Origin of the sequence: Maribacter sp. 4G9 (genome assembly GCF_002742265.1) — a bacterium.
Classification (GTDB): domain Bacteria; phylum Bacteroidota; class Bacteroidia; order Flavobacteriales; family Flavobacteriaceae; genus Maribacter.
The window spans coordinates 54,301-77,003 of the sequence record NZ_MDGL01000067.1 but is presented as its reverse complement, the minus strand read 5'-3'; the positions used below and the strand labels follow the sequence as shown (position 1 = coordinate 77,003).

Annotated in this window: 22 protein-coding genes and 1 tRNA gene; 7 read left to right on the top strand and 16 right to left on the bottom strand. The window is 40.8% G+C overall.

The window, feature by feature from the left end:
- The 5 genes from BFP75_RS09815 to alaS form a co-directional block, all read right to left on the bottom strand.
- Window positions 1–2,389, bottom strand: a 2,389-nt coding sequence (locus BFP75_RS09815) for an IPT/TIG domain-containing protein (protein WP_240531754.1), incomplete at its 3' end; no start/stop codon positions are given.
- Between the two features lie 4 nt (window positions 2,390–2,393).
- Window positions 2,394–2,846 (bottom strand): hypothetical protein, encoded by a 453-nt coding sequence (locus BFP75_RS09810; RefSeq protein WP_099545150.1) that lies wholly within the window; start codon window positions 2,844–2,846, stop codon window positions 2,394–2,396.
- A gap of 242 nt (window positions 2,847–3,088) precedes the next feature.
- Window positions 3,089–3,700 (bottom strand): DUF4230 domain-containing protein, encoded by a 612-nt coding sequence (locus BFP75_RS09805; RefSeq protein ID WP_099545148.1) that lies wholly within the window; start codon window positions 3,698–3,700, stop codon window positions 3,089–3,091.
- 78 nt (window positions 3,701–3,778) lie between these two features.
- Entirely contained in the window at window positions 3,779–4,759 is a 981-nt protein-coding gene (locus BFP75_RS09800; protein WP_317044521.1) for a GSCFA domain-containing protein, read from the bottom strand.
- A gap of 48 nt (window positions 4,760–4,807) precedes the next feature.
- Entirely contained in the window at window positions 4,808–7,423 is a 2,616-nt protein-coding gene (gene alaS, locus BFP75_RS09795; protein ID WP_099545144.1) for an alanine--tRNA ligase, read from the bottom strand.
- A 104-nt stretch (window positions 7,424–7,527) separates the two neighbouring features.
- Between alaS and BFP75_RS09790 the strand changes: the two genes are divergently transcribed.
- From BFP75_RS09790 to BFP75_RS09770, 5 genes are read left to right on the top strand one after another with little or no spacing between them, the layout of a single operon-like run.
- Complete coding sequence (locus BFP75_RS09790) at window positions 7,528–8,505, top strand: M23 family metallopeptidase (RefSeq protein ID WP_099545142.1); 978 nt, start codon at window positions 7,528–7,530, stop codon at window positions 8,503–8,505.
- A complete protein-coding gene (locus BFP75_RS09785; protein WP_099545140.1) occupies window positions 8,505–8,834 on the top strand; it encodes a MerR family transcriptional regulator in 330 nt (109 codons plus the stop codon). The genes BFP75_RS09790 and BFP75_RS09785 overlap by 1 nt, the downstream gene beginning before the upstream one ends.
- A 10-nt stretch (window positions 8,835–8,844) precedes the next feature.
- The gene (locus tag BFP75_RS09780; protein ID WP_099545138.1) at window positions 8,845–9,444 is read left to right on the top strand and encodes a LemA family protein; all 600 of its coding nucleotides are present in this window, start codon (window positions 8,845–8,847) and stop codon (window positions 9,442–9,444) included.
- A gap of 7 nt (window positions 9,445–9,451) precedes the next feature.
- Complete coding sequence (locus BFP75_RS09775) at window positions 9,452–9,889, top strand: TPM domain-containing protein (protein WP_099545136.1); 438 nt, start codon at window positions 9,452–9,454, stop codon at window positions 9,887–9,889.
- Entirely contained in the window at window positions 9,870–10,652 is a 783-nt protein-coding gene (locus tag BFP75_RS09770) for a TPM domain-containing protein (RefSeq protein ID WP_099545134.1), read from the top strand. Before BFP75_RS09775 ends, BFP75_RS09770 begins: the two co-directional genes overlap by 20 nt.
- Before the next feature lie 114 nt (window positions 10,653–10,766).
- Here the strand turns inward: BFP75_RS09770 and der are convergent, their stop codons facing one another.
- The 4 genes from der to BFP75_RS09750 all read right to left on the bottom strand — a co-directional run bounded on the left by der (window position 10,767) and on the right by BFP75_RS09750 (window position 15,272).
- The gene (gene der, locus BFP75_RS09765; RefSeq protein ID WP_099545133.1) at window positions 10,767–12,071 is read right to left on the bottom strand and encodes a ribosome biogenesis GTPase Der; all 1,305 of its coding nucleotides are present in this window, start codon (window positions 12,069–12,071) and stop codon (window positions 10,767–10,769) included.
- Window positions 12,072–12,137: 66 nt separating this feature from the next.
- On the bottom strand, window positions 12,138–12,842 hold the full coding sequence (locus tag BFP75_RS09760) for an acetyltransferase (RefSeq protein ID WP_099545132.1): 705 nt from the start codon (window positions 12,840–12,842) through the stop codon (window positions 12,138–12,140).
- Window positions 12,843–13,036: 194 nt separating this feature from the next.
- Window positions 13,037–13,921, bottom strand: a complete 885-nt coding sequence (era, locus tag BFP75_RS09755) for a GTPase Era (RefSeq protein WP_099545129.1) — start codon at window positions 13,919–13,921, stop codon at window positions 13,037–13,039.
- On the bottom strand, window positions 13,908–15,272 hold the full coding sequence (locus tag BFP75_RS09750) for an alanine/glycine:cation symporter family protein (RefSeq protein ID WP_099545127.1): 1,365 nt from the start codon (window positions 15,270–15,272) through the stop codon (window positions 13,908–13,910). The genes era and BFP75_RS09750 overlap by 14 nt, the downstream gene beginning before the upstream one ends.
- A 145-nt stretch (window positions 15,273–15,417) precedes the next feature.
- Here BFP75_RS09750 and BFP75_RS09745 point away from each other — a divergent pair.
- Together BFP75_RS09745 and BFP75_RS09740 are read left to right on the top strand one after the other, a co-directional pair.
- Window positions 15,418–15,490 (top strand) — tRNA-Met (locus BFP75_RS09745).
- A 42-nt stretch (window positions 15,491–15,532) separates the two neighbouring features.
- Complete coding sequence (locus BFP75_RS09740; RefSeq protein ID WP_099545125.1) at window positions 15,533–16,813, top strand: tyrosine-type recombinase/integrase; 1,281 nt, start codon at window positions 15,533–15,535, stop codon at window positions 16,811–16,813.
- A gap of 73 nt (window positions 16,814–16,886) precedes the next feature.
- Here BFP75_RS09740 and BFP75_RS09735 read toward each other — a convergent pair whose 3' ends face one another.
- From BFP75_RS09735 to BFP75_RS09700, 7 genes are all read right to left on the bottom strand, one after another.
- Window positions 16,887–17,084, bottom strand: coding sequence for a hypothetical protein (locus BFP75_RS09735; protein ID WP_099545123.1), 198 nt, complete (start codon window positions 17,082–17,084; stop codon window positions 16,887–16,889).
- 6 nt (window positions 17,085–17,090) lie between these two features.
- On the bottom strand, window positions 17,091–18,119 hold the full coding sequence (locus tag BFP75_RS09730) for a relaxase/mobilization nuclease domain-containing protein (protein WP_099545121.1): 1,029 nt from the start codon (window positions 18,117–18,119) through the stop codon (window positions 17,091–17,093).
- On the bottom strand, window positions 18,116–18,457 hold the full coding sequence (locus BFP75_RS09725; protein ID WP_099545120.1) for a plasmid mobilization protein: 342 nt from the start codon (window positions 18,455–18,457) through the stop codon (window positions 18,116–18,118). The genes BFP75_RS09730 and BFP75_RS09725 overlap by 4 nt, the downstream gene beginning before the upstream one ends.
- A 172-nt stretch (window positions 18,458–18,629) precedes the next feature.
- Complete coding sequence (locus BFP75_RS09720; protein WP_099545118.1) at window positions 18,630–19,115, bottom strand: hypothetical protein; 486 nt, start codon at window positions 19,113–19,115, stop codon at window positions 18,630–18,632.
- Window positions 19,112–19,900: a hypothetical protein gene (locus BFP75_RS09715; RefSeq protein WP_099545116.1), complete on the bottom strand. Its 789-nt coding sequence runs from the start codon at window positions 19,898–19,900 to the stop codon at window positions 19,112–19,114. The genes BFP75_RS09720 and BFP75_RS09715 overlap by 4 nt, the downstream gene beginning before the upstream one ends.
- Before the next feature lie 613 nt (window positions 19,901–20,513).
- Window positions 20,514–21,542, bottom strand: coding sequence for a nucleotidyl transferase AbiEii/AbiGii toxin family protein (locus tag BFP75_RS09705; RefSeq protein WP_225621182.1), 1,029 nt, complete (start codon window positions 21,540–21,542; stop codon window positions 20,514–20,516).
- An 11-nt stretch (window positions 21,543–21,553) separates the two neighbouring features.
- Window positions 21,554–22,156 carry an AbiEi antitoxin N-terminal domain-containing protein gene (locus BFP75_RS09700; RefSeq protein ID WP_094997573.1) on the bottom strand — a complete coding sequence of 201 codons (603 nt, stop codon included), beginning with the start codon at window positions 22,154–22,156 and terminating at the stop codon, window positions 21,554–21,556.
- Window positions 22,157–22,703 lie beyond the last annotated feature (547 nt).

The window sequence follows — 22,703 nt, the reverse complement described above, 5'->3', positions numbered from 1 at the left end:
TATCGGTATCCTCGTTCTCGTCCAACGGGAAATCATCCTCGGAATCCGGTGTACCGTCGTTGTCATCGTCGTCGTCACATAGGTCGCCCATACCATCGCCATCGGTATCTGTTTGGTCAGCGTTAGCAAGATTGAGACAATTGTCCATAGAATCATTGATTCCATCACCGTCTTCATCGGTATTATCCTGAATGGTGATCGTGAAACTTTTTTCAAAACTATTTCCTTCCGAGTCCGTGGTTGAAACCCTTAAAGAATATGATGATTTTGTTTCAAAGTCAAATACTTCTCCTGCCTCAAGGTCATTTCCATTTATAATAAAAGAAGTATTGTCAGTATCTCCAGATCCCATTACAAAGACATACGTATGTGTATCACTTACATCTTCATCCGTGGTGCTAAAAGATCCTATTATTTGGTTAGCAACATTGTTTTCTTGAATCGAAGCAGGGGTAATAGATATGTCAGTTGGTGGGTTACTTATGTTTAAAATTGGGTTTACCGTAAACTTGTAGTACAACCTACCGAAAAGGTTACCTGCTCCCCCATCCGTAGTACCACTACTGGAACACTGCTTATACACGCCTTGTAATCCAGTTCCTGAAGGGTTGCCCGGTTCCTCCTTTAAGACAACATAATAGTTCTCATTTGCTACCAATTCAATATTGGAAGTGAACGTAAACTGTACTTCGGTTGCAGGAGTATTAGTTGACATAGTTATCGTCTCAGAGGTACCCAGCAACGAGTTAAATTTCACTCCGGGACTGGCAGACGCTGGATTATTATCTGTTTCATGCAATTCAAGAAACAAATCATAAGCATTATTAAGATCAGTGTTGTCCAGTTTTAAGGTTACCGTATTTAGTATTCCGTCTTCACTTGGCGTTAGTGTCTGCCATGCCCCAGACCATCCGGTACTACAGTTTCCTGAAGTGTCCGAAATCTCCGATTCGATGGAAGCCGTACCACTTTCATTTGTCAATTCAATATAAAAATCTTCCGCCCCGGCAGGTACTATTATTTCAATCGTTTCTGAATCAATTACTGTATAGGTAGCATTTATGCCTCCAATAGTGACACCTGAGGTAGTCAGCAAATTGGATCCAGAAATTGTAACCGTTTCTCCATAAGCTGCAGTTTCTGGAGTAAACGAGTCCAGGACTGGTAGCGCCTCTTTTGTATGTAAATCTTCACTAATGATTTCAGTGAAAACAAAATCCACTCCATCAAAGTATTCCGATACAAAATAAAAATCGTAATCCGTATAGGCAGCTAACCCGGTGAGATTAAAGATATGTTCTACATCTGCCTGCATAGAAGCATTTCCTGAAGAAATAAGTGTAACTCCGCTGTAGTCAGTACCTGCCTTAATTTGGGCTTCCGTTGGAGCCGTGGCCCCATCAGGAACCAATACCCAATAACCTGTACCCGCTTCTGCTGTTCTAGCAGCATAGTCCGCAGCGTTATAGGTAATGTTATCGAACGCACCTATGGCAGCACTTGCCACCCTAGCGATTATCTCATCAATTTCAGGTAGGGTACCGGCCCCGTAGTACCATATAAGCTCATCGCTTTCATTTACGCCCAAATCATCAAACCTTACGTAAAGCGCATATGAACCATCACCCGTTTGGGTTATAAGATTCGTTGCTGGATTTTGATTCGTGGAATTCGTAAAACTACAGCAACTGTTAATAGTGGAATAAGCCCTATCGGAATTACTGAAAAATAAAATGGCCTCCTGTGCCGTAGATATTTTTATCGCTTTTGCCTGATCTGCTTGGTTATCCAACGCAACAAATTCTTCGTCGATCAGATTTCCCCTAGTTTTGGTCGGCTGATCGGTACCGCCTACATAATCATCCCGGGTACCCACCCATAATCGAACATTGGAAGCTGGAGACCCACTGGTATTTGTTATTTTCACCTTTATACCAATGTATCCCTCTGGTTGCAGAAGCTCATAAATATTTTCGACCATGAACGTTTGACCATTGATCGATATAGTACCAGAAGTTTTTATTTGGCCATATCCATCGCCAGTTGTGGGGTTGGTAACCGTAAAATTACTGTAGTCATAGGTTTGACCTCCTAAGGCTGGATTCTGTATTAAAGTTCCGTTGATGTTCCAATTATTGGTGCCATCACCACCAACACCCCATTGAATATCCAAAGGATATGTACTGTATGTCAGTTTCCTATAAACAGATCCATTGTAATAAAAGGGCTGCTCCATATTTCCAGCGGAGTTAATGGAATTCTGAGATCCATTACCTACACGTAATCTACTATTATTTAAAATATGATTTTGTGCCACCACTTCTGAAAGACTTAAAAGTAGTAATGCAAAAAACCAAATTGCCGTTTTTATTGTCGTAGTTTTCTTCATGGTTTTATTCATTGGTTACAATATTCCAGGTTCCACCATTTTTGTTGAACCTTAATTCTGTATTGGTATTTTTTTCCGATCCGTCTATTACGTATCTTAAATAAAGCCTTACCAAGGCCATATCGTTTTCAACATGAAATGTGTGCACCTGGACAAGGGGAGCACTCCCTATTTGCGAAAGTTGATTTTTTTGAATAACTTCAATAGCTATCTCTTCTAAAGAGAATTGATCCAAAATGTTAAGCGTAACCCCATGATCCAATAGGTAGATTTTGGAAATCTCTTCTAAGTTAAAAGAGGTTTCAGCCCAAAGGGATGAATCTAAAATAGCTTTGGAAAGAATTTGTGAATCTTGACTTTGGTAACTTGATTCATTTTGAGCACTTGTGCGGATGGATATTACCATCAACACTATTAAAAGCAGAAGTGCCTTTAAATTGATAGATTGGTCATACATAATTATTTTTTTAAGAATTTTCTTACTTCAAAGAGAAAGTTTCTTGATTATTCAAAAAAAATAATGTTGTATAAATGCTATTATCTATTGTAAAAAACAATTATTTGTAGGTTTTTTCTTATTTTATATTTTCTTTTTTTATATAAAGGATATGAAAGAATAGAAAATCAAATCCCATACGTTTAAAAACAAAGTAGACCATCTGATCGATGATGGCATCGGGTTGACGGAAAAGGAATTTGCTAAGGTAAAATAGGAATATCGTTTGCCGATTCAATTTTCACATCCTGATACACCAAGGTCCAACCCAAACTATTCGTTAGCATATAAAATTTTTGTAGCTCGCTCAACAACCTATTCTTGGCATTGGTCCGCAACGTGGAAGCTTCCACCTTTTTAAGCAGCGAGTTCCTTACATTTCGTTTTATGGCGTTGTAATCCCCGGCATCGAACTGATTTAGATAATCAGCGGTAACATCATAATATTCAAAATCGGGGTTGAGTTTAATTTCGGGTTCGGGAATATTATTAATGGTCAACGTTTTGGAAGCTTCATCCAGATCAAAGTCAATCTTACTTAAATCATAGGCGATGCTTACATCGGCATTGACAACGACCAAAGCCTTTTTTTCCGCCGTAAGTAAAGGCCCAAAAAGTTCCTTGGAATCCTTGTAATTGTACACCTCGGCAAAATGACCTTCGGTAACAATCAATTTAGAGACATTCTCTATTTGTTGCTGTATCAACATAGAGTTTTCCTCAAGAATGGCCTCGGATGCTTTTTCATCCCTACAGGACCTAACAATAAATACTATGGCCAAGGTAATTAAGACACCAGCTAAAAATCGTTTCATTATTTTGGATGTATAAATTTAGGTCTCGACTGTTCTCGACCAGACCTTTAAAACTGATTTCGGCAAATAATCCTTACTTCATGAATTGGAATCATCAAAATTCAAAAAAGGGTATCGCTCTTTAATATACGTAATTTTTTGGGCGAGCGACTTCACGAACTTTTTGTGGGCGTCGGATTCTGGATCAAAAGGTCTATGGGCCAGGCCTTTTTGGATCTCCGAAACTTTTTCCATGGGCACCACTTCTTCCTTGGAAATCCACATGTTCATAAACTTCTCCCATATATAATCTATGGCAAGTCGATTGGGATGGACCATATCCCTTTCGTAAAAGCGGTAATCACGTAGTTCATCCATCATGATTTCGTAACTGGGGAAATAGGCCTCCCCCTTGCCCCCTCCAAAAGAGGGGGAATCAAGTACTTCATGAACAGCAGCTATTAAATGGGCCTTGCTTCGCTGGTTTTCGACAAAACCGTCCTTCAAATGTCGTACTGGAGATATGGTAAATATAATTTGTGCCTTTGGATTTATGTTTTTGATGGATTCAATGGTTTTTATAAGGGAGGATTTAACCTCGGTTTGGGACAATAATTTTTTCCGAAATTCCTTCTGTGGCACTTTATGACAATTTGCTACAATCGCATTCCTTTCCTTATGCTCATACACCCATGCGGTGCCCAAAGTGATCATGATATGGGAAGCCTCCTTTAAAGCCTTGGCGATATTCATAAGAGCATCGTTCAACTTTTTCAACAATACCTCTTTGGAGCCTGAACTTAATTCAGAATGCGCATCAAAGCAATGCCATCGACCATCCAATTGAAAAATATCCTCTTCTGAATACTTATATTGATCTAAGGCTTTCTGAATCAAATTTTCAATGGCCAGGGGATGAAATAGAATACCAAAGGGATTTTGGAGCGTTTTAAACTTATAATACTCGAGTTTCTTCCCAATATTTTCCGAAAAACAGGAACCCAACAGCATTATCCTACTGGAATACTTTATTTGATTTTCCGAAGGAAATAAGGGTATTTGGGTTTGGAGTTTCATCATCTCTAAATAATAATCGGGAACCACGAGTTCCCGATATTGCTTTTATCGCTAAGCGATATATTCCTTGGCCTTCTCCAAAGCTTCTGGAATACCCGCTGGATTTTTACCTCCGGCAGTAGCGAAGAAAGGTTGACCGCCACCGCCTCCTTGGATGAACTGGCCCAATTCCCGAACAATGGTACCTGCATTCAGATTTCTGCTAGCTACCAATTCCTTGGAAATATAACAGGAAAGCAATGCTTTTCCATCCTGCTCCGTGGCAAAAAGTAAAAAGAGATCGGTTTGATTTTGTCCCATTTCAAAACTCAAATCCTTGATGCCCGCGGCATCCAAATCGAGTTTTTTCACTAGAAATCGGACACCATTTTTCTCCTGCAATTCATTTTGCAGATCGCCTTTCAGATTTTTGGCCTTGTCCTTGAGCAATATGGCGATTTGTTTCTTTAATTCTGCATTCTCATCCTGCAGGTTGGTTACTGCCTTTACAGCGTCTTGGGGATTTCCCAATACCCCCGTAATTTCGTTGAGAAATCTATTGCTCTCTGCATAAAAGTCCTTTACGGCATCGCTGGTAATCGCCTCTATTCTTCGAATCCCGGCCGCCACGGCTCCCTCCGACCTGATTTTAAAATGCCATATATCCGAGGTGTTCTTCACATGCGTCCCCCCGCATAATTCAATCGATTTCCCAAACCGGATGGTACGTACGGCATCGCCATACTTTTCACCGAAAAGGGCCATTGCCCCATTTTCCAAAGCTTCTTTCACAGGCACATTGCGATGCTCCTCCAAAGGTATTTGTCCTGAAATTCGGGCATTCACAAAGGATTCCACGGCTTCCAGTTCCTCTTTTGTCATTTTAGAAAAATGTGAAAAATCAAAGCGCAAATATTTGGAGTGTACCGCAGAACCTTTTTGCTCCACGTGGGTTCCCAAGATTTCGCGCAAGGCCTGATGTAGTAGATGTGTGGCCGTATGGTTGGCTTCAGTGCGTTGTCGCTGTTTACTATCCACAACCGCCTTAAATGTACCCTCAAGTTTTTTAGGCAGGTTTTTCGTAAAATGTAAGATCTCGTTATTTTCCCTTTTGGTGTCGATGATGTAGACCACATCACCATCGGGGGATTCCAAATAACCCTTGTCACCTACTTGTCCTCCACCTTCCGCATAAAATGGCGTCAGGTTAAAAACCAGTTGATATTGCAACCCTTGTTTTTTGGACTCGACCTTTCTATATTTTACGATTTTTACATCGGCCTCCAATCGGTCATACCCCACAAACTCCTGCTCTAAATCGGAATACAAAATTTCCCAATCCCCCTTGGAAGTTTCCGAAGCCGTTTTGGAACGATTTTTTTGTTCTTGCATGGCAACATTAAAACCTGCCTCATCCAATGAAAATCCCTTTTCATTCAAGATCAATGCAGTGAGGTCTATTGGAAATCCGTAGGTATCATAGAGTTCAAAGGCCTTTCTTCCATCCACCATATTTCCTTTTGTTTTTTCAATGATGGAATCCAACAGGACTAATCCTTGGTCCAAGGTTTTTAAAAAGCTATGTTCCTCTTCCTTGATGACATTTTCAATGAGTTGCTTTTGCTCCCTAAGCTCCGGAAAGGCCTCTCCCATATTTTGGGTAAGCACATGTACCAAGCGGTACATAAAAGGCTCTTTGGTCCCTAAAAAGGTAAACCCATACCGAACCGCACGTCGTAATATTCTTCTGATGACATATCCGGCTCCGGTATTGCTGGGCAGTTGTCCGTCCGCAATGGAAAAGGCCACCGCCCGTATGTGATCTGCAATGACACGAATGGCAATATCCGCTTCTTCTGTTTTCCCATATTTTGCATCGGTAATGATTTCTATTTCCCTGATCAAGGGTGTAAATACATCCGTATCATAATTGGATTTTACACCTTGCAAGGCCATACAGAGACGCTCAAAACCCATTCCCGTATCCACATGCTTGGCCGGCAGGCTTTCCAAGGAACCGTCTGCCTTTCGGTTATACTGCATAAATACAAGGTTCCAGATTTCAACCACCAACGGATGATCCTGGTTTACCAGACTGGCCCCAGAAACCTTTTTTTTCTCGGCATCGGATCGCAAATCCACATGGATTTCGGAACAGGGTCCGCAGGGTCCTTGATCGCCCATCTCCCAGAAATTGTCCTTTTTGTTGCCCATGATAATTCGGTCCGCAGGAACAATTTTGTTCCATATGGTGTAGGCCTCGGTATCCTTTTCCAAGGTATCCGCATCATCGCTTCCCTCAAAAATGGAAACGTATAGACTGTTCTTGTCTATTTTGAATACTTCGGTCAATAATTCCCATGCCCAAGTAATGGCCTCTTCCTTGAAATAGTCCCCAAAGCTCCAGTTTCCCAGCATCTCGAACATGGTATGGTGATAGGTATCCTTGCCCACCTCCTCCAAATCGTTGTGTTTTCCACTTACACGAAGACATTTTTGGGTATCTACTACCCTGGTATTTTTGGGTTGGTTGATACCCAGGAAAAACTCCTTAAATTGGTTCATTCCCGCATTGGTAAAAAGCAAGGTGGGGTCATCTTTTATGACCATGGGAGCTGAGGGTACAATTTTATGTTTTTTACCTTCAAAAAATGCTAGAAACTGGGTTCGTATTTCCTTGGAATTCATCTAAAATGCTAAGCTTTTACAAATTTTAACTGTTTGTGGAAAACAATTTTTATATTTGTTTGTTATGTTAAAAATAAACCACAAAAATAGGATAAAATCCCTTCATGTCTAAAGTAAAGTACTATTACGATCCGGATACGCTTTCCTATCGAAAAATCGAGCCCGAAAAATCCAAGCGATACAGAAATATCGCCTTTTTCTTTTTGGGGTCTTTCCTTTTTGGCCTGCTCGGATTGATTTTGCTTTTGAATACGAATATCATCAATACACCCCGTGAACTTTCCTTACAAAGGGAGGTGAAAAACTATGAACTCCAATTTGAGCTCTTGAACAAAAAAATGGAGCAGATCGAAGATGTTTTGGCCAATATTGAGGATAGGGACAATAATATCTACCGACTGTATTTTGAAGCCAACCCTATACCCGAGGAGCAAAGACGTGCCGGTTTTGGGGGCATAAACCGCTATAAATCCTTGGAAGGTTTCAATAATTCCGAAATGGTCATCGCTACCACGCAGCGATTGGACATCATTAAAAAACAAATGGCCATCCAGTCCAAATCCTTGGACGAGATTACCAAATTGGCCGAAGAAAAGGAAAAATTATTGATGTCCATACCTGCCATACAGCCCATAAACAACGAGGATCTTACCCGTATGGCATCCGGTTACGGATGGCGCTCAGATCCCTTTACCAAGGCCCGAAAAATGCATTACGGTATGGATTTTACCGCACCCAAGGGAACGCCCATCTATGCATCCGGTAACGGAGAAGTGACACGGGCGGACAATAATTCATCCGGATACGGAAAACACATCCGTATCGACCACGGCTATGGATACATAAGTCTTTATGGGCATTTGAGTAATTACAATGTTAAAGTGGGACAAAAGGTAAAAAGAGGGGACCTCATTGGTTTCGTTGGTAGTACCGGCCGGTCAGAAGCACCTCACCTTCATTACGAGGTTTGGAAGGACGGTGACCGTATCAACCCTATTAATTTCTACTACGGAAGTTTATCTCCAGAGGAATTTGAGAACATGTTGAAATACGCCAACCAAGAAAACCAATCCCTGGATTAATGCAAGTAGAACTTCCTGAAAAGAGATATTATGGGATTGGCGAAGTGGCCCGCGCCTTTGGGGTGAACACTTCACTTATTCGGTTTTGGGAAAAGGAATTCGATGTATTGCAGCCCAAGAAAAACGCCAAGGGAAATAGGAAATTTACCCCTCAGGATATTAAAAATCTGCAATTGATCTACCATTTGGTGAAAGAAAGGGGGTTTACCTTGGATGGTGCCAAAACGCACTTGAAAGAAGAAAAACAAAAGACCCTTTCCAATTTTGAAATCATACAGAAACTGGAACGCGTTAAGGCAGAACTTATCAAAATAAAGAATCAACTATAAACACACTACCATGAAAAAAGGAATCATTGCTATAATAGTACTGGGCGTACTCGCCCTCGGGATTTATCAATGGGCCGTCGGTTTTAACAACACGGCCATTGCCCTAAAGGAAACTTCCACAAAAACGTGGGCGAATGTAGAAAGCGCCTACCAAAGAAGGAACGACCTTATTGGAAATTTGGTGAAAACCGTACAGGGTGCGGCTGACTTTGAACGCGGCACCTTAACCGATGTTATTGAGGCAAGGGCGAAAGCAACCTCTGTAAATATTGACCCAACAAATATCACTCCTGAACAATTGGAGAATTTCAACCAGGCACAGAGTGGGCTTAGCAGTGCCTTAAGCCGATTGTTGGTTACCGTAGAACGGTATCCCGATTTAAAAGCGAACCAAAACTTTTTGGAACTACAATCCCAATTAGAAGGAACGGAAAATAGGATCAACGTAGCCCGAGACCGATTCAACGCCACTGTAGAACCCTATAACCTGCACATAAAAAAATTCCCAAATTCTATTTTGGCAGGAATTTTCAATTTTGACGAATTAGCCTATTTTAAATCCGAAGCAGGTTCAGAGCAAGCTCCCGATGTAAATTTCGAATTTGATTGATAACCCAATGTCCAAAGTAGAGGATTTTTTGACCCAAGCCGAAGAACAAGAGATTGTTGCGGCCATATTGGAGGCGGAAAAGGACACTTCTGGAGAAATTAGGGTGCACATAGAAGCCCATACAAGGGCTGACCATTATGAACGCGCTAAGGAAGTTTTCCATTTGTTAAAGATGGACAATACCAAGGATGGGAATGGGGTTTTGATCTATGTTGCAGTAAACGATAAGAAATTTGTTATTTGCGGTGATAAGGGAATCAATAAAGTAGTTCCCAATGGTTTTTGGGATTCTACCCGAAATAGTATTGAAGCCCATTTTAAAGAAGGAAAATTTAAGGAAGGCCTAATTGCCGGAATTTTAGAAGCCGGTAAGGAGTTACAATATCATTTTCCTTGGCATTCCAATGATACAAACGAACTTAGCAATGAAATATCTAAAGGCTAGCATTAGCTTTTTACTTCTATTTAGCTTTCTTCACTCGTGGAGTCAGTTTGAAATTCCACCAAAACCATCATTGCAAACCAGTGTTTATGATTATATAAACCTGTTACCTGCCCAACAGAAAAATGCCCTTGAACAAAAATTGATTCGCTATTCAGACAGTACGTCCACTCAAATCGTGATGGCCATAATTGCCAGTACAGAGGGTGAAAACATTAATTACTTAGGTGCACAATGGGGCCAAAAATGGGGTATTGGGCAAAGTGGAAAGGACAACGGAATTTTGGTCATACTAGCCCGTGACGACCGAAAGATTGCCATCAATACCGGCTACGGCGTAGAAGGTTCCTTAACGGACGCCATGTCTCGCAGAATTATTCAAAATGTCATCATTCCTGAGTTTAAAAAAGGGGATTATTATAGTGGTCTTAATCTAGGAGCGGATGCCATATTCGATGTTCTTACCGGCGAATTCAAGGAGGATAGGAGTTTTGACGAAAACAACGGGCCTCCTTTTTCCGCCTTTTTACCCTTTCTTATTTTCCTCGTGATTCTATTCATTTTATGGAACCGTAAAGGAGGAAACAATGGACAAGGAGGAAGACGGCGTGGGCTTAGTCCATGGGACGTAATTATTCTCAGCAATATGGGACGAAGCGGCTCTTCCGGTGGTGGTTTTGGCGGTGGAAGCTTCGGAGGTGGAGGCTTTGGCGGCGGATTCGGAGGCGGCGGATTCGGAGGCGGAGGTGCTTCGGGAGGTTGGTAAATTGGTTGGTTGTTGGTTGTTGGTTGTTGGTTGTTGGTTGTTGGTTGTTGGTTGTTGGTTGTTGGTAAAAAAACTAAATATATTCCTAAATCCTAACTCCTAACTCCTAAAATATCACTTCTTCCTCATAAAAACTGTAATCGGAACTCCTGTAAAATCAAATTCTTCCCTGATCTTATTTTCGAGATATCTTTTATAAGGATCACGGACATACTGAGGCAGATTGCAGAAAAAGGCAAATTGGGGATATGGTGTAGGCAGTTGGGTACAAAACTTGATTTTCACGTATTTGCCTTTGTAAGCAGGAGGCGGATAATTTTCGATCAAGGGAAGCATGACATCGTTAAACTCACGGGTCTTAATTTTTTTACTCCTATTCTGATACACCTCCACGGCCGTTTCAATGGCCTTAAATATACGTTGTTTAGTTAGTACGGAAATAAAGAGAATGGGCACATCGGTAAAAGGTTCAATGGCCTTCTTAATTTTTTGGGTGTACTGCTTAATGGTATTGGTCTCTTTATCGGCTACCAAATCCCATTTGTTTACCAGAATTACAATACCCTTATTGTTCCTCGCCGCCAACCAAAAAATATTTTCGACCTGACCGTCAAAGCCACGGGTGGCATCCAACAATAATAAGCAAACATCACAATTTTCAATGGCCCTTACGGAGCGCATTACGGAATAAAATTCCAAGTCCTCCTTAACCTTGGATTTCCTTCGAATTCCTGCAGTATCGACCAAATTAAATTCGAACCCGAATCGGTTATAAGTTGTATCGATACTATCCCGTGTTGTGCCAGCAATATCGGTAACAATATACCGCTCCTCACCTATCAATGCATTTATGAAAGAGGATTTACCGGCATTGGGCCTTCCGACTACGGCAAATCTGGGAAGTTCACTTTCCTCCTTTTCGCCTTCCGGTAATTTCTCTACTAAGGCATCCAACAGTTCGCCGGTACCACTACCGTTTATACTTGACAAAGTATAATAGTCCCCCAAACCAAGTGAATAGAATTCAACCGCATCCTCTTCCCTCATGGAATTATCCACCTTGTTCACCGCCAAAAAAACCGGTTTATTGACACGCCTAAGAAGTTTGGCGACATCCTCATCCATTCCTGTTACACCGGTTTCCACATCCACCATAAATATAATGGCATCCGCTTCTTCTATGGCAAGTTCTACCTGCTTATCTATCTCTTGTTCAAAGATATCATCACTGCCCAAAACATATCCCCCGGTATCTATGAGAGAGAATTCCTTCCCGTTCCAATCGCTTTTCCCATAGTGGCGGTCACGTGTAACCCCGCTCGAAGCGTCTACAATTGCCTCCCTTCGTTGGATCAACCGATTGAAAAAAGTCGATTTGCCCACATTTGGCCTTCCCACAATAGCAACAATAGCACCCATAGCTTTAATTTGGCGCAAAGGTAGTAATTATTATAGTTGAAAAAATTCTAAAAAAATATTGAGATTTTATCTGTACAAGGGAATGACACTTACTCTTTTTCTCTTTTTTGACATGTAAGGTTCGCCTATTTCCCTATCCCGAATTTTCTTCGCAGGAGCTCCAAAAGCCACTATATTATTTTCTAAATTACCTACCACTAGTGAACCGGCACCAACCACTGTATGTGAGCCTATAGAAATATTATCTATAATGTTGGCTCCAAGACAGACTGCGGAATATTCTCCCAAATAGAAGCTTCCCCCTATACACGTCTTCGGAGCTAGACTGGAAAAACAGCGCATTACACCGTCATGATCAATTGAGGAGTTTGTATTTAAAATGCAAAAATTACCAATTAAACAATTAGAATTCACCACAACTCCTGGCATAATGACCGTACCCACTCCAATTTCGACATCCTTTCCAATCTCCGCACTAGGATGAACAACTTTAATATAATTAAGATTCGGGGCTATTTTATCTATTCTTTCTACCACAGTATTTCTTAACCAATTGTCACCTATGGCCACTATACCTGCATAAATATTATATTTATCTAACAGATAGGGTAAATCAAACTCAGTACCCAAAATAGGGTAGCCATTAATTTTAGTTCCTTTCTTTTTAAATGAATCAATAAAACCAATAACCTTATACCTACCTTCCTTTTCAATGCAGTCTAATACAACACTTCCATGGCCAGAGGCTCCAAATATGACTACATTTTGCATTTCATCGGATTTTTAATACATTTCATCGATAGACAAATATAAATAAAGTTCTTGATGTTCTTACATCAAGATTCACTTTTTCGATAAAATAACTAACCCTTTTGAGAGAAATTAAAATTGTATTCTCAAGAATATTCCCTAACCAACTTAAAATCAAAGAATACTCAGATTAATAAATCATAAAGTCAATTTGACTATTTATTGTAACCAAAACGTTTTAATTGTCTCGTGTCGTTCCGCCAATTTTTGTTCACTTTTACATAAAGCTCAATGTGGACTTGCTTGTCAAAAAACTGTTCCAAATCCTTTCGGGCTTCAACACCCACTTTTTTCAGTGCGCTGCCTTTATGGCCTATAATAATGCCTTTTTGGGAGTCCCTCTCGACCATGATTACGGATCGAATTCTAATTATCTCTTCATCTTCAAGAAATTCCTCGGTTTCCACCTCCACGGCATATGGAATTTCCTTTTTGTAATACAAGAGTATTTTTTCCCGTATGGTCTCGTTGACAAAAAAACGCTCCGGTTTATCCGTTAATTGGTCCTTGGGATAATACGGTGGGGAGACCGGCAACAACTCTAAAATTCTTTCAAAAACACCCCGAACATTGAAGTTTTGCAAGGCCGATATGGGATGAATTTCCACGGATGGAAGTTGTTCCTGCCAATACTGGACCTGTTCTTCCAAAAGTTCTTGGCTGGCACTATCGATTTTGTTCAAAAGCAAGAGTACAGGAATCTTAGAATTCTTAATCTTAACAAAGAAGTTTTCATCCTTCAATGCCTTCTCACCTATTTCGACCATATATAATAGTACATCGGCATCATCGAAAGCCGACTTCACAAAATCCATCATTGAGGATTGAAGATCATAGGCAGGCTTTATAATCCCTGGGGTATCCGAAAGGATAACCTGAAAATCATCTCCGTTTACAATTCCTAGAATCCTGTGTCTTGTAGTTTGTGCCTTCGAAGTAATTATGGATAATTTTTCACCCACAAAGGCATTCATTAAGGTGGACTTGCCCACGTTGGGATTTCCAATAATATTTACAAAACCAGCTTTATGATCTTTCATACTTTAATTTTTCAAAGTAAACCTTGGCGGCAGCATTAACCTTAGGAGCCAACAAAAGTACGGCAATCATATTTGGAATGACCATAAGGGCATAGGACAGATCGATAAGATTTTTAACCAGTTCCAAAGAAGCAATAGCCGCAAAAACAATCATAATCACAAAATAAACATTGTACCATCTACCAATTTTAGCATTCGTCAAAAATGAAAGGCACTTAACTCCATAGTAGGAATATGTGAATAATGTTGAAAGGGCAAAAGCTGAGACAATGACCATCAATAATTCATCGCCAAAACCGAACAAAGTCTTTTGAAAGGCATTCAAGGTCATTACGATTCCGCTACCATCTTCTAAATAAGCCCCACTTAAAATAATAACAACGGCAGTAAAAGTACAGACCAGTATTGTATCTATAAAAGGGCCCAACATGGCCACCAATCCTTCCCGTATGGGCTCATCGTTTTTAGACTGACCATGGTACATGGGAGCACTACCCAGACCGGCCTCATTGGAAAACATAGCTCTCCGGACTCCAATAATTACAAGTCCCCAAAATCCTCCGGTAACAACAGACTTAAAGTTCCAAGCTTCCGTTATAATCATCTTGAGCGAAGGTAATACCTGGGATGCATTCATGAACATCACAAATAAAACAGCCACCAAATAAACCATCACCATAAAGGGTACTATTGCAGTGGCCACTTTGGCTATTTTTTCCAACCCACCAAAGATGACAAAAGAACTCACAATGGCCAACACAAAACCAATGGTCAATTTCCAGTTAAATTCACTCATTTGCATGATGGTTTCGGATGGATTTATAACACTCATGAATGTTTCCGTAAATTGGTTGGCCGTAAAAACACCTAAAAAACCAAAGAGTCCGGCCAGGGCAAAGAATATGGCCAAAGGTTTATATTTTTTACCTAGTCCATTTACAATGTAGAACATGGGTCCTCCCTGTAAATGACCTTCCGAGTCTTCTCCCCTGAACATTATGGAGAGACTACAGGAGTAGAATTTAATACACATTCCTATCAATGCCGTCATCCAAATCCAAAAAACCACTCCAGGACCACCGTCATGAATGGCAATGGCGACCCCTGAAATATTTCCAAGTCCAACGGTAGCCGCAACAGCCGCCGATAATGCCTGAAGGGAACTAACATCCCCTTTTGCATTCTTATCGTCATACTTTCCCCGAGTTATTGCTAGGGCATGTCCAAAATATCGGTAGGGCATTAATCTGGAATACAGCATTAAAAAAAGACCTCCTCCAATCAATAGAACAAACATGGGCCATTCCGTTCCGGAAATTGCCTGTATTAAAATATCATTCAGTTGCTTCATGTGTTCTAAAGTAGCTAATAAAATTGAAAATATAGTTTTGGAACCTATAAGGACAAGAAAGTCAAGATATTTATTCCTTATTCAAAATGAAAGTGAATCATATTTGGAATTTACATGAAAACAATTGTATCTTTGTCGTCCATATCGCGGGATAGAGCAGTAGGTAGCTCGTCGGGCTCATAACCCGAAGGTCGCTGGTTCGAGTCCAGTCCCCGCTACTACATAACCCATTGATTAACAGCTTTTTAAAACTGTTGTCAATGGGTTCTTTTTTTGATATATTGCAAAGCGCATACGCTACCGCATACAAAAACGGATTGAAGAAGAAAAAATACACGGAACCGAAAATCTACCATGGCGGGGACAATTTTGACCTTTCCAAAAGGTGGTACGTCTATTTTGACTATGCCAGTCCGGACCTTTTTGACAAACTTGGAAATCCCGTGCTGGTCCGTCAAACGCCAGTAACAATGAGCGTCAACAAAAACTACAAAACAAAAAAAGAAAGATTATTTCATCTTGGGATAATCAAGGAGGTTTTGCTGGAAATGCTGAAAGAAGGGTATTCTCCTTACAAAGACAAGCTTAAACTCAATTCAAAATCCTTGGAATATACGGCCGGAGCCGCATTGGATTATGCCTATACCCTAAAACTCAATGAACTTTCTGACACTTCCATTAAAGATTACAAAAGCCGATACAATCAGTTTAAAAAATACCTGAATAAAAAGAACTTGCTCGATAAAAGCATCCTTAGCATTACCAAACAGACCGTCAACAATTATCTACAAAGTATTGTCAAAAAAAGCAGTGCAAGAAACAGGAACAACACCCGCATCGTATTGAGCTCCCTATTTGGTGAGCTTGAAGACAACGATATTATCCCAAGAAATTTTATCGAGAATATCAAAGTACTCAATACAAAATCGGTAAGCCATAAGACCTATTCGTTAGAAATCTTGGAAGGTCTGTTCGCTTTTATCAAAGAAAACGACCCACTTCTGTTGCTTTTCATAAAATTTGTCTCCTATAATTTTCTACGCCCAATTGAGGTATGCAGGCTAAAAGTCAAGGATATTTTTCTTGCTCAAAAGCTATTACGGGTTCAAGCAAAGAACAAACCTGAAAAGACCAAAATTATACCGGATATCGTCCACCATGAAATCAAGGATTTGGACTTCTCCGTACAAAATCACTTTTTGTTTACTCCTGCTGGTATTGGAGAATGGGAAGCTACGGAATCAAGTAGAAGGGATTATTTTACCAAACGGTTTTGGAAACTTAAAAAGAAATACAACGAATATCTTCTTTCACAAGGAAAAACGATGCAATTGGGAGGTGAATATACCATCTATTCTTTCAGGCATACTTTTATAACATTGCTTTTTAGGAAGTTCAGGAAAGAATTTACCTATACAGAAACTTGTGATAAATTGATGCTGATTACGGGTCATTCTACATTGAAGGCACTTAAATCTTATTTGAAGGATATCGATGCGGAACTCCCCGAGGATTATAGCGGTTTGTTATCCTTAACCTAATTCAGGATTAGCTAATGAAAATTACTATTGTAATAATTGAATTTTGTATAGCTAATGACAACGAATCCTATTTTTATAAGTGAAGCTTGCCCATGGAAATGAAAAGGTTTCTATAATGTTTTTTTAGTTTTTCCCTTTCGGTCATTGGTTTTGGTTTATGGTCAGGACATTCCTTGGTTATCTTCTGGGACAGAATAGATTCCAAATCCTCGACGGATAAGCTATCCAACAGGGCATTCAACAATTTATCGCTGACCAAGCCTCCTTCCATGATACATTATAAACTCATTCCTTTTTTCTTCTTCTTCCGCTCCCAACGGTCGAAATCTTCCAGTTCCATCTTGAACGGAGTGAAAGATTCGTCATCTAGGCCATCCTTTTGATTGCCTCCCAAATCGTATTTTGGTTTTTCACTAATTTGGACTGTCCCTCCCTCAGCATCTTTTGCTTTTCCGATAGTGTTCCTTGATGGGCCTGAATCCGGAGCAACAACTCCTTTATTTCCTTGTTCTGCATGATTATTTTCGAGAATAACTGTACGGTCTCTGATTTGTTCATAATCGATTTGTTTTATGATGTTGTTCCATGAATATTTTCGGCCTAGGCTGCTGCCCTTATAAATCACTCCTTCATATTTGAAGGAGATACCGGAAACCCGTCCCGTTGTTTTACTGATATTGAACTTTGGCCAAATATCTCTTGAACGCAATTGATTGAGAAATTCCTCTGTAGTAGCTGAACGTTTTAATGCCTCCCTCAATTGATGTTGAAGCAGGCTTTTAATTGGTGGGTTACCCGTCCTGAGCGATTTCTCTATCTCTTTTTGAGTTAGTGCCGCCTCTCTTTCCAAGCTTGCGTCTGGCAGTTGTGAAAGACCATATTTCTTTTCCAGCTTTCGCACCAAGCGTTCGCTGCGCTCATAGTCTCTGCTATCGCTGACCAATGCTCCGGATAGTTTTACCCTATTGGCAACGATATGGATGTGTTGGTGGCTTTGGTCGTCATGGCGGTACATAATGTATTGGTTGTCATCGAATCCCATTCCCTTTAGATAGTCCAGTCCCATCGAAACGAATTCACTATCACGCATCTTATCGCCAGGCGGCAGGTTCAAGGACACATGATAGACCGCTTTACCAAGCCTAGGGCGTAACTGCCGAACCAAATTGAACTCCTTGGCCATATCGACAGAACTGCCCAAATCAATATTCGCATCCAACACAACGGCCTGGCCCAGCTCCACCTTTTTTTGGTTGTAGGCCAACAGTCCGTAAAAATCCTTTCCCTTTATCTGTTTTGCTATCATTTGTTGGTAATGTTCGACTTTAGTTCCTGTAAAAGGTGCTGTAGCTCTCCCAATTGACGATATAAGATTTTAGGTGAATGCATACGTAAATGGGAATTTTTAGTCAGTTGGTTGATGTTGTTGCCGATTCGGCTCAACTCAATGAACAATCTTCTGTCCTCTGGCGTAACCTTGGTTCTGGGAAGGGGTCTGCCCGTAACTTTTTTCCGGATGTAATCCGGTATGCCCATGCCCAACGTGGCTGCATTTCCGGAGACGATTAGGTATTCATTGACGGTCATGCGTACATTGACCCGTATCGCCTTGAGTGATTCAATATCTTTTTTTGGCCGTGCCATAATTCAGGGGTTTGGGGAGGATCCCCAACAAGCCTCGCGAACAAAGTGAGCGGTTTTTGCTTGCAAAAACATGGCTTGCTACGTGACCTCCGATTAACTTAGGCCAAACCTAAAACATATCGCAAGTCAATAAGGGCTTTGCCGTACACGGAGTGTTGTACGGTAAATCGATTCAGCAGAGTTTTACGTCCTCAAAAAGGATTTTAAGCGAAGCCTCCGCTTCAGGAACCTCAAAGTATCTATGGGATTCCAATACGAGATGCTTTAATGCGGATCTATAGCGTGCCTTGCCATGTGCGTTGTCCTCATAAAAAGTACAGGGGTCTTTAGGATGCACCTCCATGGGCGTTGTAAAGGATTTTACGTCTCTGTTCATATATTCGAACCGTTGGGAAGCCCTTCTGTGGATACCTTGAAGGGTAAGATCTTTGGGATATTTAGGGACATTGTAATAAAGTTCTTCCAAGATTACGATAAAGGCCCTCCTGCGGGAAAGTTTCGGTTTCTGCGAAGCGATGCCGATGGCATTTTGTACCTCGCGTACCAAACGCTCGGCCAATAGGACCTGTGATCGGGAATATTCCTTGCCGTTGACCTCGGGATGTTCCTCCTTGGCCAATTCCTCCAGATAGCTGAGCAGTTTTTCCGACGGAATCATAATTTAGGGCCGCCCCTGCGTTTGTTTATGTTTGGTGTTCGCTCCATGGCATTTACCAAGGCCTTGGCAAGTTTTTCGGACCGGAGGGAGAGGCCCAAAATGTGTTGTTGTGTTATCGAACCCGCCAATAAATAATCGGCCATAGTAGTCTTTTTTGGCCAGAGCTTGGCCTTTACGATAAGATGTAGCAGTAATTGTTCGTGGGCATCGAGACCATAGCGGGCATTTTCCAATTCCTTACCAAGACTTTTGAGATAACCTTCGGGAAAGAGCTTCTTTTCTTTCACGGTTTTCTCCATACTTTCCCATCCGACATGCTTCGATAAATGAGCGGCCATGTAAACTACGGAGAATCGGCCATATTCCCATTTCCGGTACGAGGTGGTCTGATCCAAGAGTTCCATTTCTACAAAATCCACTAGCGGTTCATTGGACAATGGCCGTTTAAAGTCATATTCGATATTTTTTAGTGCTTCCAGCTGTAATTTCGCGGAATTACCCAGGTTGTTCATCAGATGTCTTCCAAAGGTTTGGGACAGGTCAAACAGCGGTTGTTTATCTTCCAGAATTGCCTTTAACAGCAGTTCCCTTTGCTCTTTGGGGACTTCGTCATAATGAAGTCCATACGTAAAGATGGCCGCGATAAGGGTTTTCAGTTGCCCTTCTGAAAGCGCAGACTTTTTGTGGGAAGGGGAATGACCATCCAGTTCACTAATGACTTCCCTGAACGACTGTCGGCCTATCGGCCGACTGAAATCCAGTACTTTATATAGGGTTTCCGACATGGTATAAATTTAATCAATGTAACGGAAAAGATTCAAATAATACATCACTTCGTTCTTGGCCGTATCCACCCTTTTGAAGAGAACATAAATAGCAGAAACTGATTATCGCAATTACCCTCCAAAAGATAGTCTATAACTTCTTCCTTATAAATGGGAAGACCGTACAAATCCATCAAGGTATTCTCCTTGCTATTTTGACTTTACCTGTATGGAAAATTCGTCTTCTGGCATTCCTATTCGTTTTAATTGCCTATTTGTACTTTTTTGGTTTTTCGAAAGAGAATAAAATTAACGGAACAATAATCATTAAAGTAATCATAACGAAAGTGAATGTTCTTATCATGTAGACCACTTTAATCTCATTAACCTCTAATTCAAAAACAAGTGGTGCGATCCAAGAACACAGCGACACGGACATTAATAGGGCGAATATCCTTAAGAAGGTGTCCGAATTAAATTTTTTAATTTTTCCCATAACTCATTGATTCTTTAATCGATAACAAAGATGATTAAATTTAGGTGTTCATATCAAACATCATCCATTATGGATTCCGATTATATAGTCTTTATTCCTATTTGATTCGTTTATATGGTTGTCCTGCCCAAATTGATCTCAACTTTTGGGTAAGGGAAATTCCACTCCCATTCTCCAATCCAAAACATTCATCTTTTCTAAAAATCCTTGGATTCCCTTGACCAAATTTTCATAGGCTGGGGAATCCCCATAAATCATTTGCTCTTGCATGGTTTTATAATCTGCCTTCCAATCGTCCTCATACTCAGGGGGTGGGATGGGCCGTATATCCTGAGGTCGATGCAGATTATAATCGACCCCACCAAGTTTTGTGAATACATATCTATGATTTACAATGGTTTCATATAAACCTTTGTCGTGGATGGCATTGACCGCAAATTCCGTTTTCGATAATTGGAAAATATCGTACAAATGACGGCTTAGCCTATCCACCCTTATCTTTTCCTTGGGACGTTGGAATTCCTCATGCAATAGAAAAAGTTTTTCTAAAAAAGTCCTTTCAGGGGTTACGGATGGAACCTTTACTGGAGGCGCTACAAATTCGGCATCGGGATATTCTTCGTCCACAAAGGAGCTTATCGGTTTTGATTGAAATGGTTCCCTTAGAGAACGACAGCCAATTTCAACTTGTACCCTTGGTTGGATGTATCCGGGGGATTTGGTCAGAAATGGATAATAGATTTCTATGATACGAGGGTCTTGGTCGCTTGATTCGGCCGGAATGATATTGAAACCCACATCCTTAAATCCATTGCTCTTAAATCGCTGCTGCAACTCTGGATAAAATTTCCCTGAAATATAGGAACTCGTTTCTTTCCTCAGCTTGGTCAGCTGTTTTTTTGATAGCTCCCCTGAATATCCAAAAAATCCCCGGTCAACGGCAAGGTCGATATCTTCGCTAAATCGATCGATCAGTTTCCAAGCCTTGCTTAGCGACGTCCCGCCCTTAAAGACCAAATGTTCCGCTATCCCCATTTCAAATATTATTCCCAATGTACTGACGACCCACCAGTCCTTTTCAACCGCAAAATCTGGTATTCCCGTTTTGCCTTCTACATTTTTAAAGATGGCAAGCCTATCTTCTTTGGGTATATCGTAAAATTTCATTTTATTCATTTTTATTCATTGTCCAAGCTCTTTTCCATAATTTTCCGAATCCATGCCGGGGCCAGTGCTATATCGTGAAGCAGGTCTTTTTGGTCTTCTTTTTTCAAGAGGGCTATTATTTTAGATTCTTCCTCGTCCGTTACTTGTTCCTTTCCAATCTCGCGAAGGGCCTGTATGACAAGTCTGCTTATCTCTCCCTTGGCCGATAAATTCTTGGGAGTGGTCTTCTTTAGTTTTATGCTTCGTTTCCCCAATTTTATTTCCCGGGGAGCTCCATCGGTAAGAAAGACAAGTTTCATGGGTACCTGTGTGCTAAGCCCCAATGCACTTAAAGCATATACCCCGGTAGGTACCAACCTGATCTTGTCCCTTTTGGCTATGGCCATGGCAATCTCCTCTGCCGTTGGCAATACCTCTCCCGCATATTTACTTATCTTGGGACGGACATAGATTCCTTGGGCCACTCTTTTTATATAACCTTCTTTTTCAATCCTGTGGAGGGCCAACCGTATAGCTTCAGATGAACCTAATCCCCGAAAATCATCGGGGAACACTAATTCTCCCCGCTCCTTTTTGGAAATGGATTTTTTTATTTTGGACTCAACACTCTGCATAACACATTCATCTTATCTGTAACAAATTTAGTAAATTTTTGTTACAATATACTTTTGGGATAATTATTCTATTCCTACCATAATTGCGTTCCAACTTGTTTACCTAAAAAAATCGGCCAAATATCTTACACACAGAAATGGATGGTAAAAACATTGAACAAAAATCTTATACGAATGGAACTACAAAACACGTTCCGCAAAGGTATGGGACCCCGATAGGGGCTTCCATACTTTTGCATCCCGTTTCGAGGGGGTTGAAAATCAGTAGCCGGAAAGACGACCGAATGCGAGCCAGCGCAGCGTGCTCGCTCGGTCAGGCTTGAAGGTGGAGGGTTTTCAATTCCCGCAGAAACCATGGGGAGGGAGAGAAAAAGACGAACCAATAAGAACGATCATTCCAATGGTAAGATCAGGAATATGGCCTCGGCCATCTTTTAGCGATATAATATCCCCAGACCGATAGTTCCATTGCACCGAAGAGCCATACCAGATCTTTTATAAATGGAATGCCGACCATGATGAAAAGAAAAAGTAGAAACGGTATTCC

What these genes read in the sequence shown, in the direction of transcription:
- BFP75_RS09810 (WP_099545150.1), bottom strand. Translation starts at nt 2,846, where the DNA reads ATGTATGACCAATCTATCAATTTAAAGGCACTTCTGCTTTTAATAGTG.
- BFP75_RS09805 (WP_099545148.1), bottom strand. Translation starts at nt 3,700, where the DNA reads ATGAAACGATTTTTAGCTGGTGTCTTAATTACCTTGGCCATAGTATTT.
- BFP75_RS09800 (WP_317044521.1), bottom strand. Translation starts at nt 4,759, where the DNA reads ATGATGAAACTCCAAACCCAAATACCCTTATTTCCTTCGGAAAATCAA.
- alaS (WP_099545144.1), bottom strand. Translation starts at nt 7,423, where the DNA reads ATGAATTCCAAGGAAATACGAACCCAGTTTCTAGCATTTTTTGAAGGT.
- BFP75_RS09790 (WP_099545142.1), top strand. Translation starts at nt 7,528, where the DNA reads ATGTCTAAAGTAAAGTACTATTACGATCCGGATACGCTTTCCTATCGA.
- BFP75_RS09785 (WP_099545140.1), top strand. Translation starts at nt 8,505, where the DNA reads ATGCAAGTAGAACTTCCTGAAAAGAGATATTATGGGATTGGCGAAGTG.
- BFP75_RS09780 (WP_099545138.1), top strand. Translation starts at nt 8,845, where the DNA reads ATGAAAAAAGGAATCATTGCTATAATAGTACTGGGCGTACTCGCCCTC.
- BFP75_RS09775 (WP_099545136.1), top strand. Translation starts at nt 9,452, where the DNA reads ATGTCCAAAGTAGAGGATTTTTTGACCCAAGCCGAAGAACAAGAGATT.
- BFP75_RS09770 (WP_099545134.1), top strand. Translation starts at nt 9,870, where the DNA reads ATGAAATATCTAAAGGCTAGCATTAGCTTTTTACTTCTATTTAGCTTT.
- der (WP_099545133.1), bottom strand. Translation starts at nt 12,071, where the DNA reads ATGGGTGCTATTGTTGCTATTGTGGGAAGGCCAAATGTGGGCAAATCG.
- BFP75_RS09760 (WP_099545132.1), bottom strand. Translation starts at nt 12,842, where the DNA reads ATGCAAAATGTAGTCATATTTGGAGCCTCTGGCCATGGAAGTGTTGTA.
- era (WP_099545129.1), bottom strand. Translation starts at nt 13,921, where the DNA reads ATGAAAGATCATAAAGCTGGTTTTGTAAATATTATTGGAAATCCCAAC.
- BFP75_RS09750 (WP_099545127.1), bottom strand. Translation starts at nt 15,272, where the DNA reads ATGAAGCAACTGAATGATATTTTAATACAGGCAATTTCCGGAACGGAA.
- BFP75_RS09740 (WP_099545125.1), top strand. Translation starts at nt 15,533, where the DNA reads ATGGGTTCTTTTTTTGATATATTGCAAAGCGCATACGCTACCGCATAC.
- BFP75_RS09735 (WP_099545123.1), bottom strand. Translation starts at nt 17,084, where the DNA reads ATGGAAGGAGGCTTGGTCAGCGATAAATTGTTGAATGCCCTGTTGGAT.
- BFP75_RS09730 (WP_099545121.1), bottom strand. Translation starts at nt 18,119, where the DNA reads ATGATAGCAAAACAGATAAAGGGAAAGGATTTTTACGGACTGTTGGCC.
- BFP75_RS09725 (WP_099545120.1), bottom strand. Translation starts at nt 18,457, where the DNA reads ATGGCACGGCCAAAAAAAGATATTGAATCACTCAAGGCGATACGGGTC.
- BFP75_RS09720 (WP_099545118.1), bottom strand. Translation starts at nt 19,115, where the DNA reads ATGATTCCGTCGGAAAAACTGCTCAGCTATCTGGAGGAATTGGCCAAG.
- BFP75_RS09715 (WP_099545116.1), bottom strand. Translation starts at nt 19,900, where the DNA reads ATGTCGGAAACCCTATATAAAGTACTGGATTTCAGTCGGCCGATAGGC.
- BFP75_RS09705 (WP_225621182.1), bottom strand. Translation starts at nt 21,542, where the DNA reads ATGAAATTTTACGATATACCCAAAGAAGATAGGCTTGCCATCTTTAAA.
- BFP75_RS09700 (WP_094997573.1), bottom strand. Translation starts at nt 22,156, where the DNA reads ATGCAGAGTGTTGAGTCCAAAATAAAAAAATCCATTTCCAAAAAGGAG.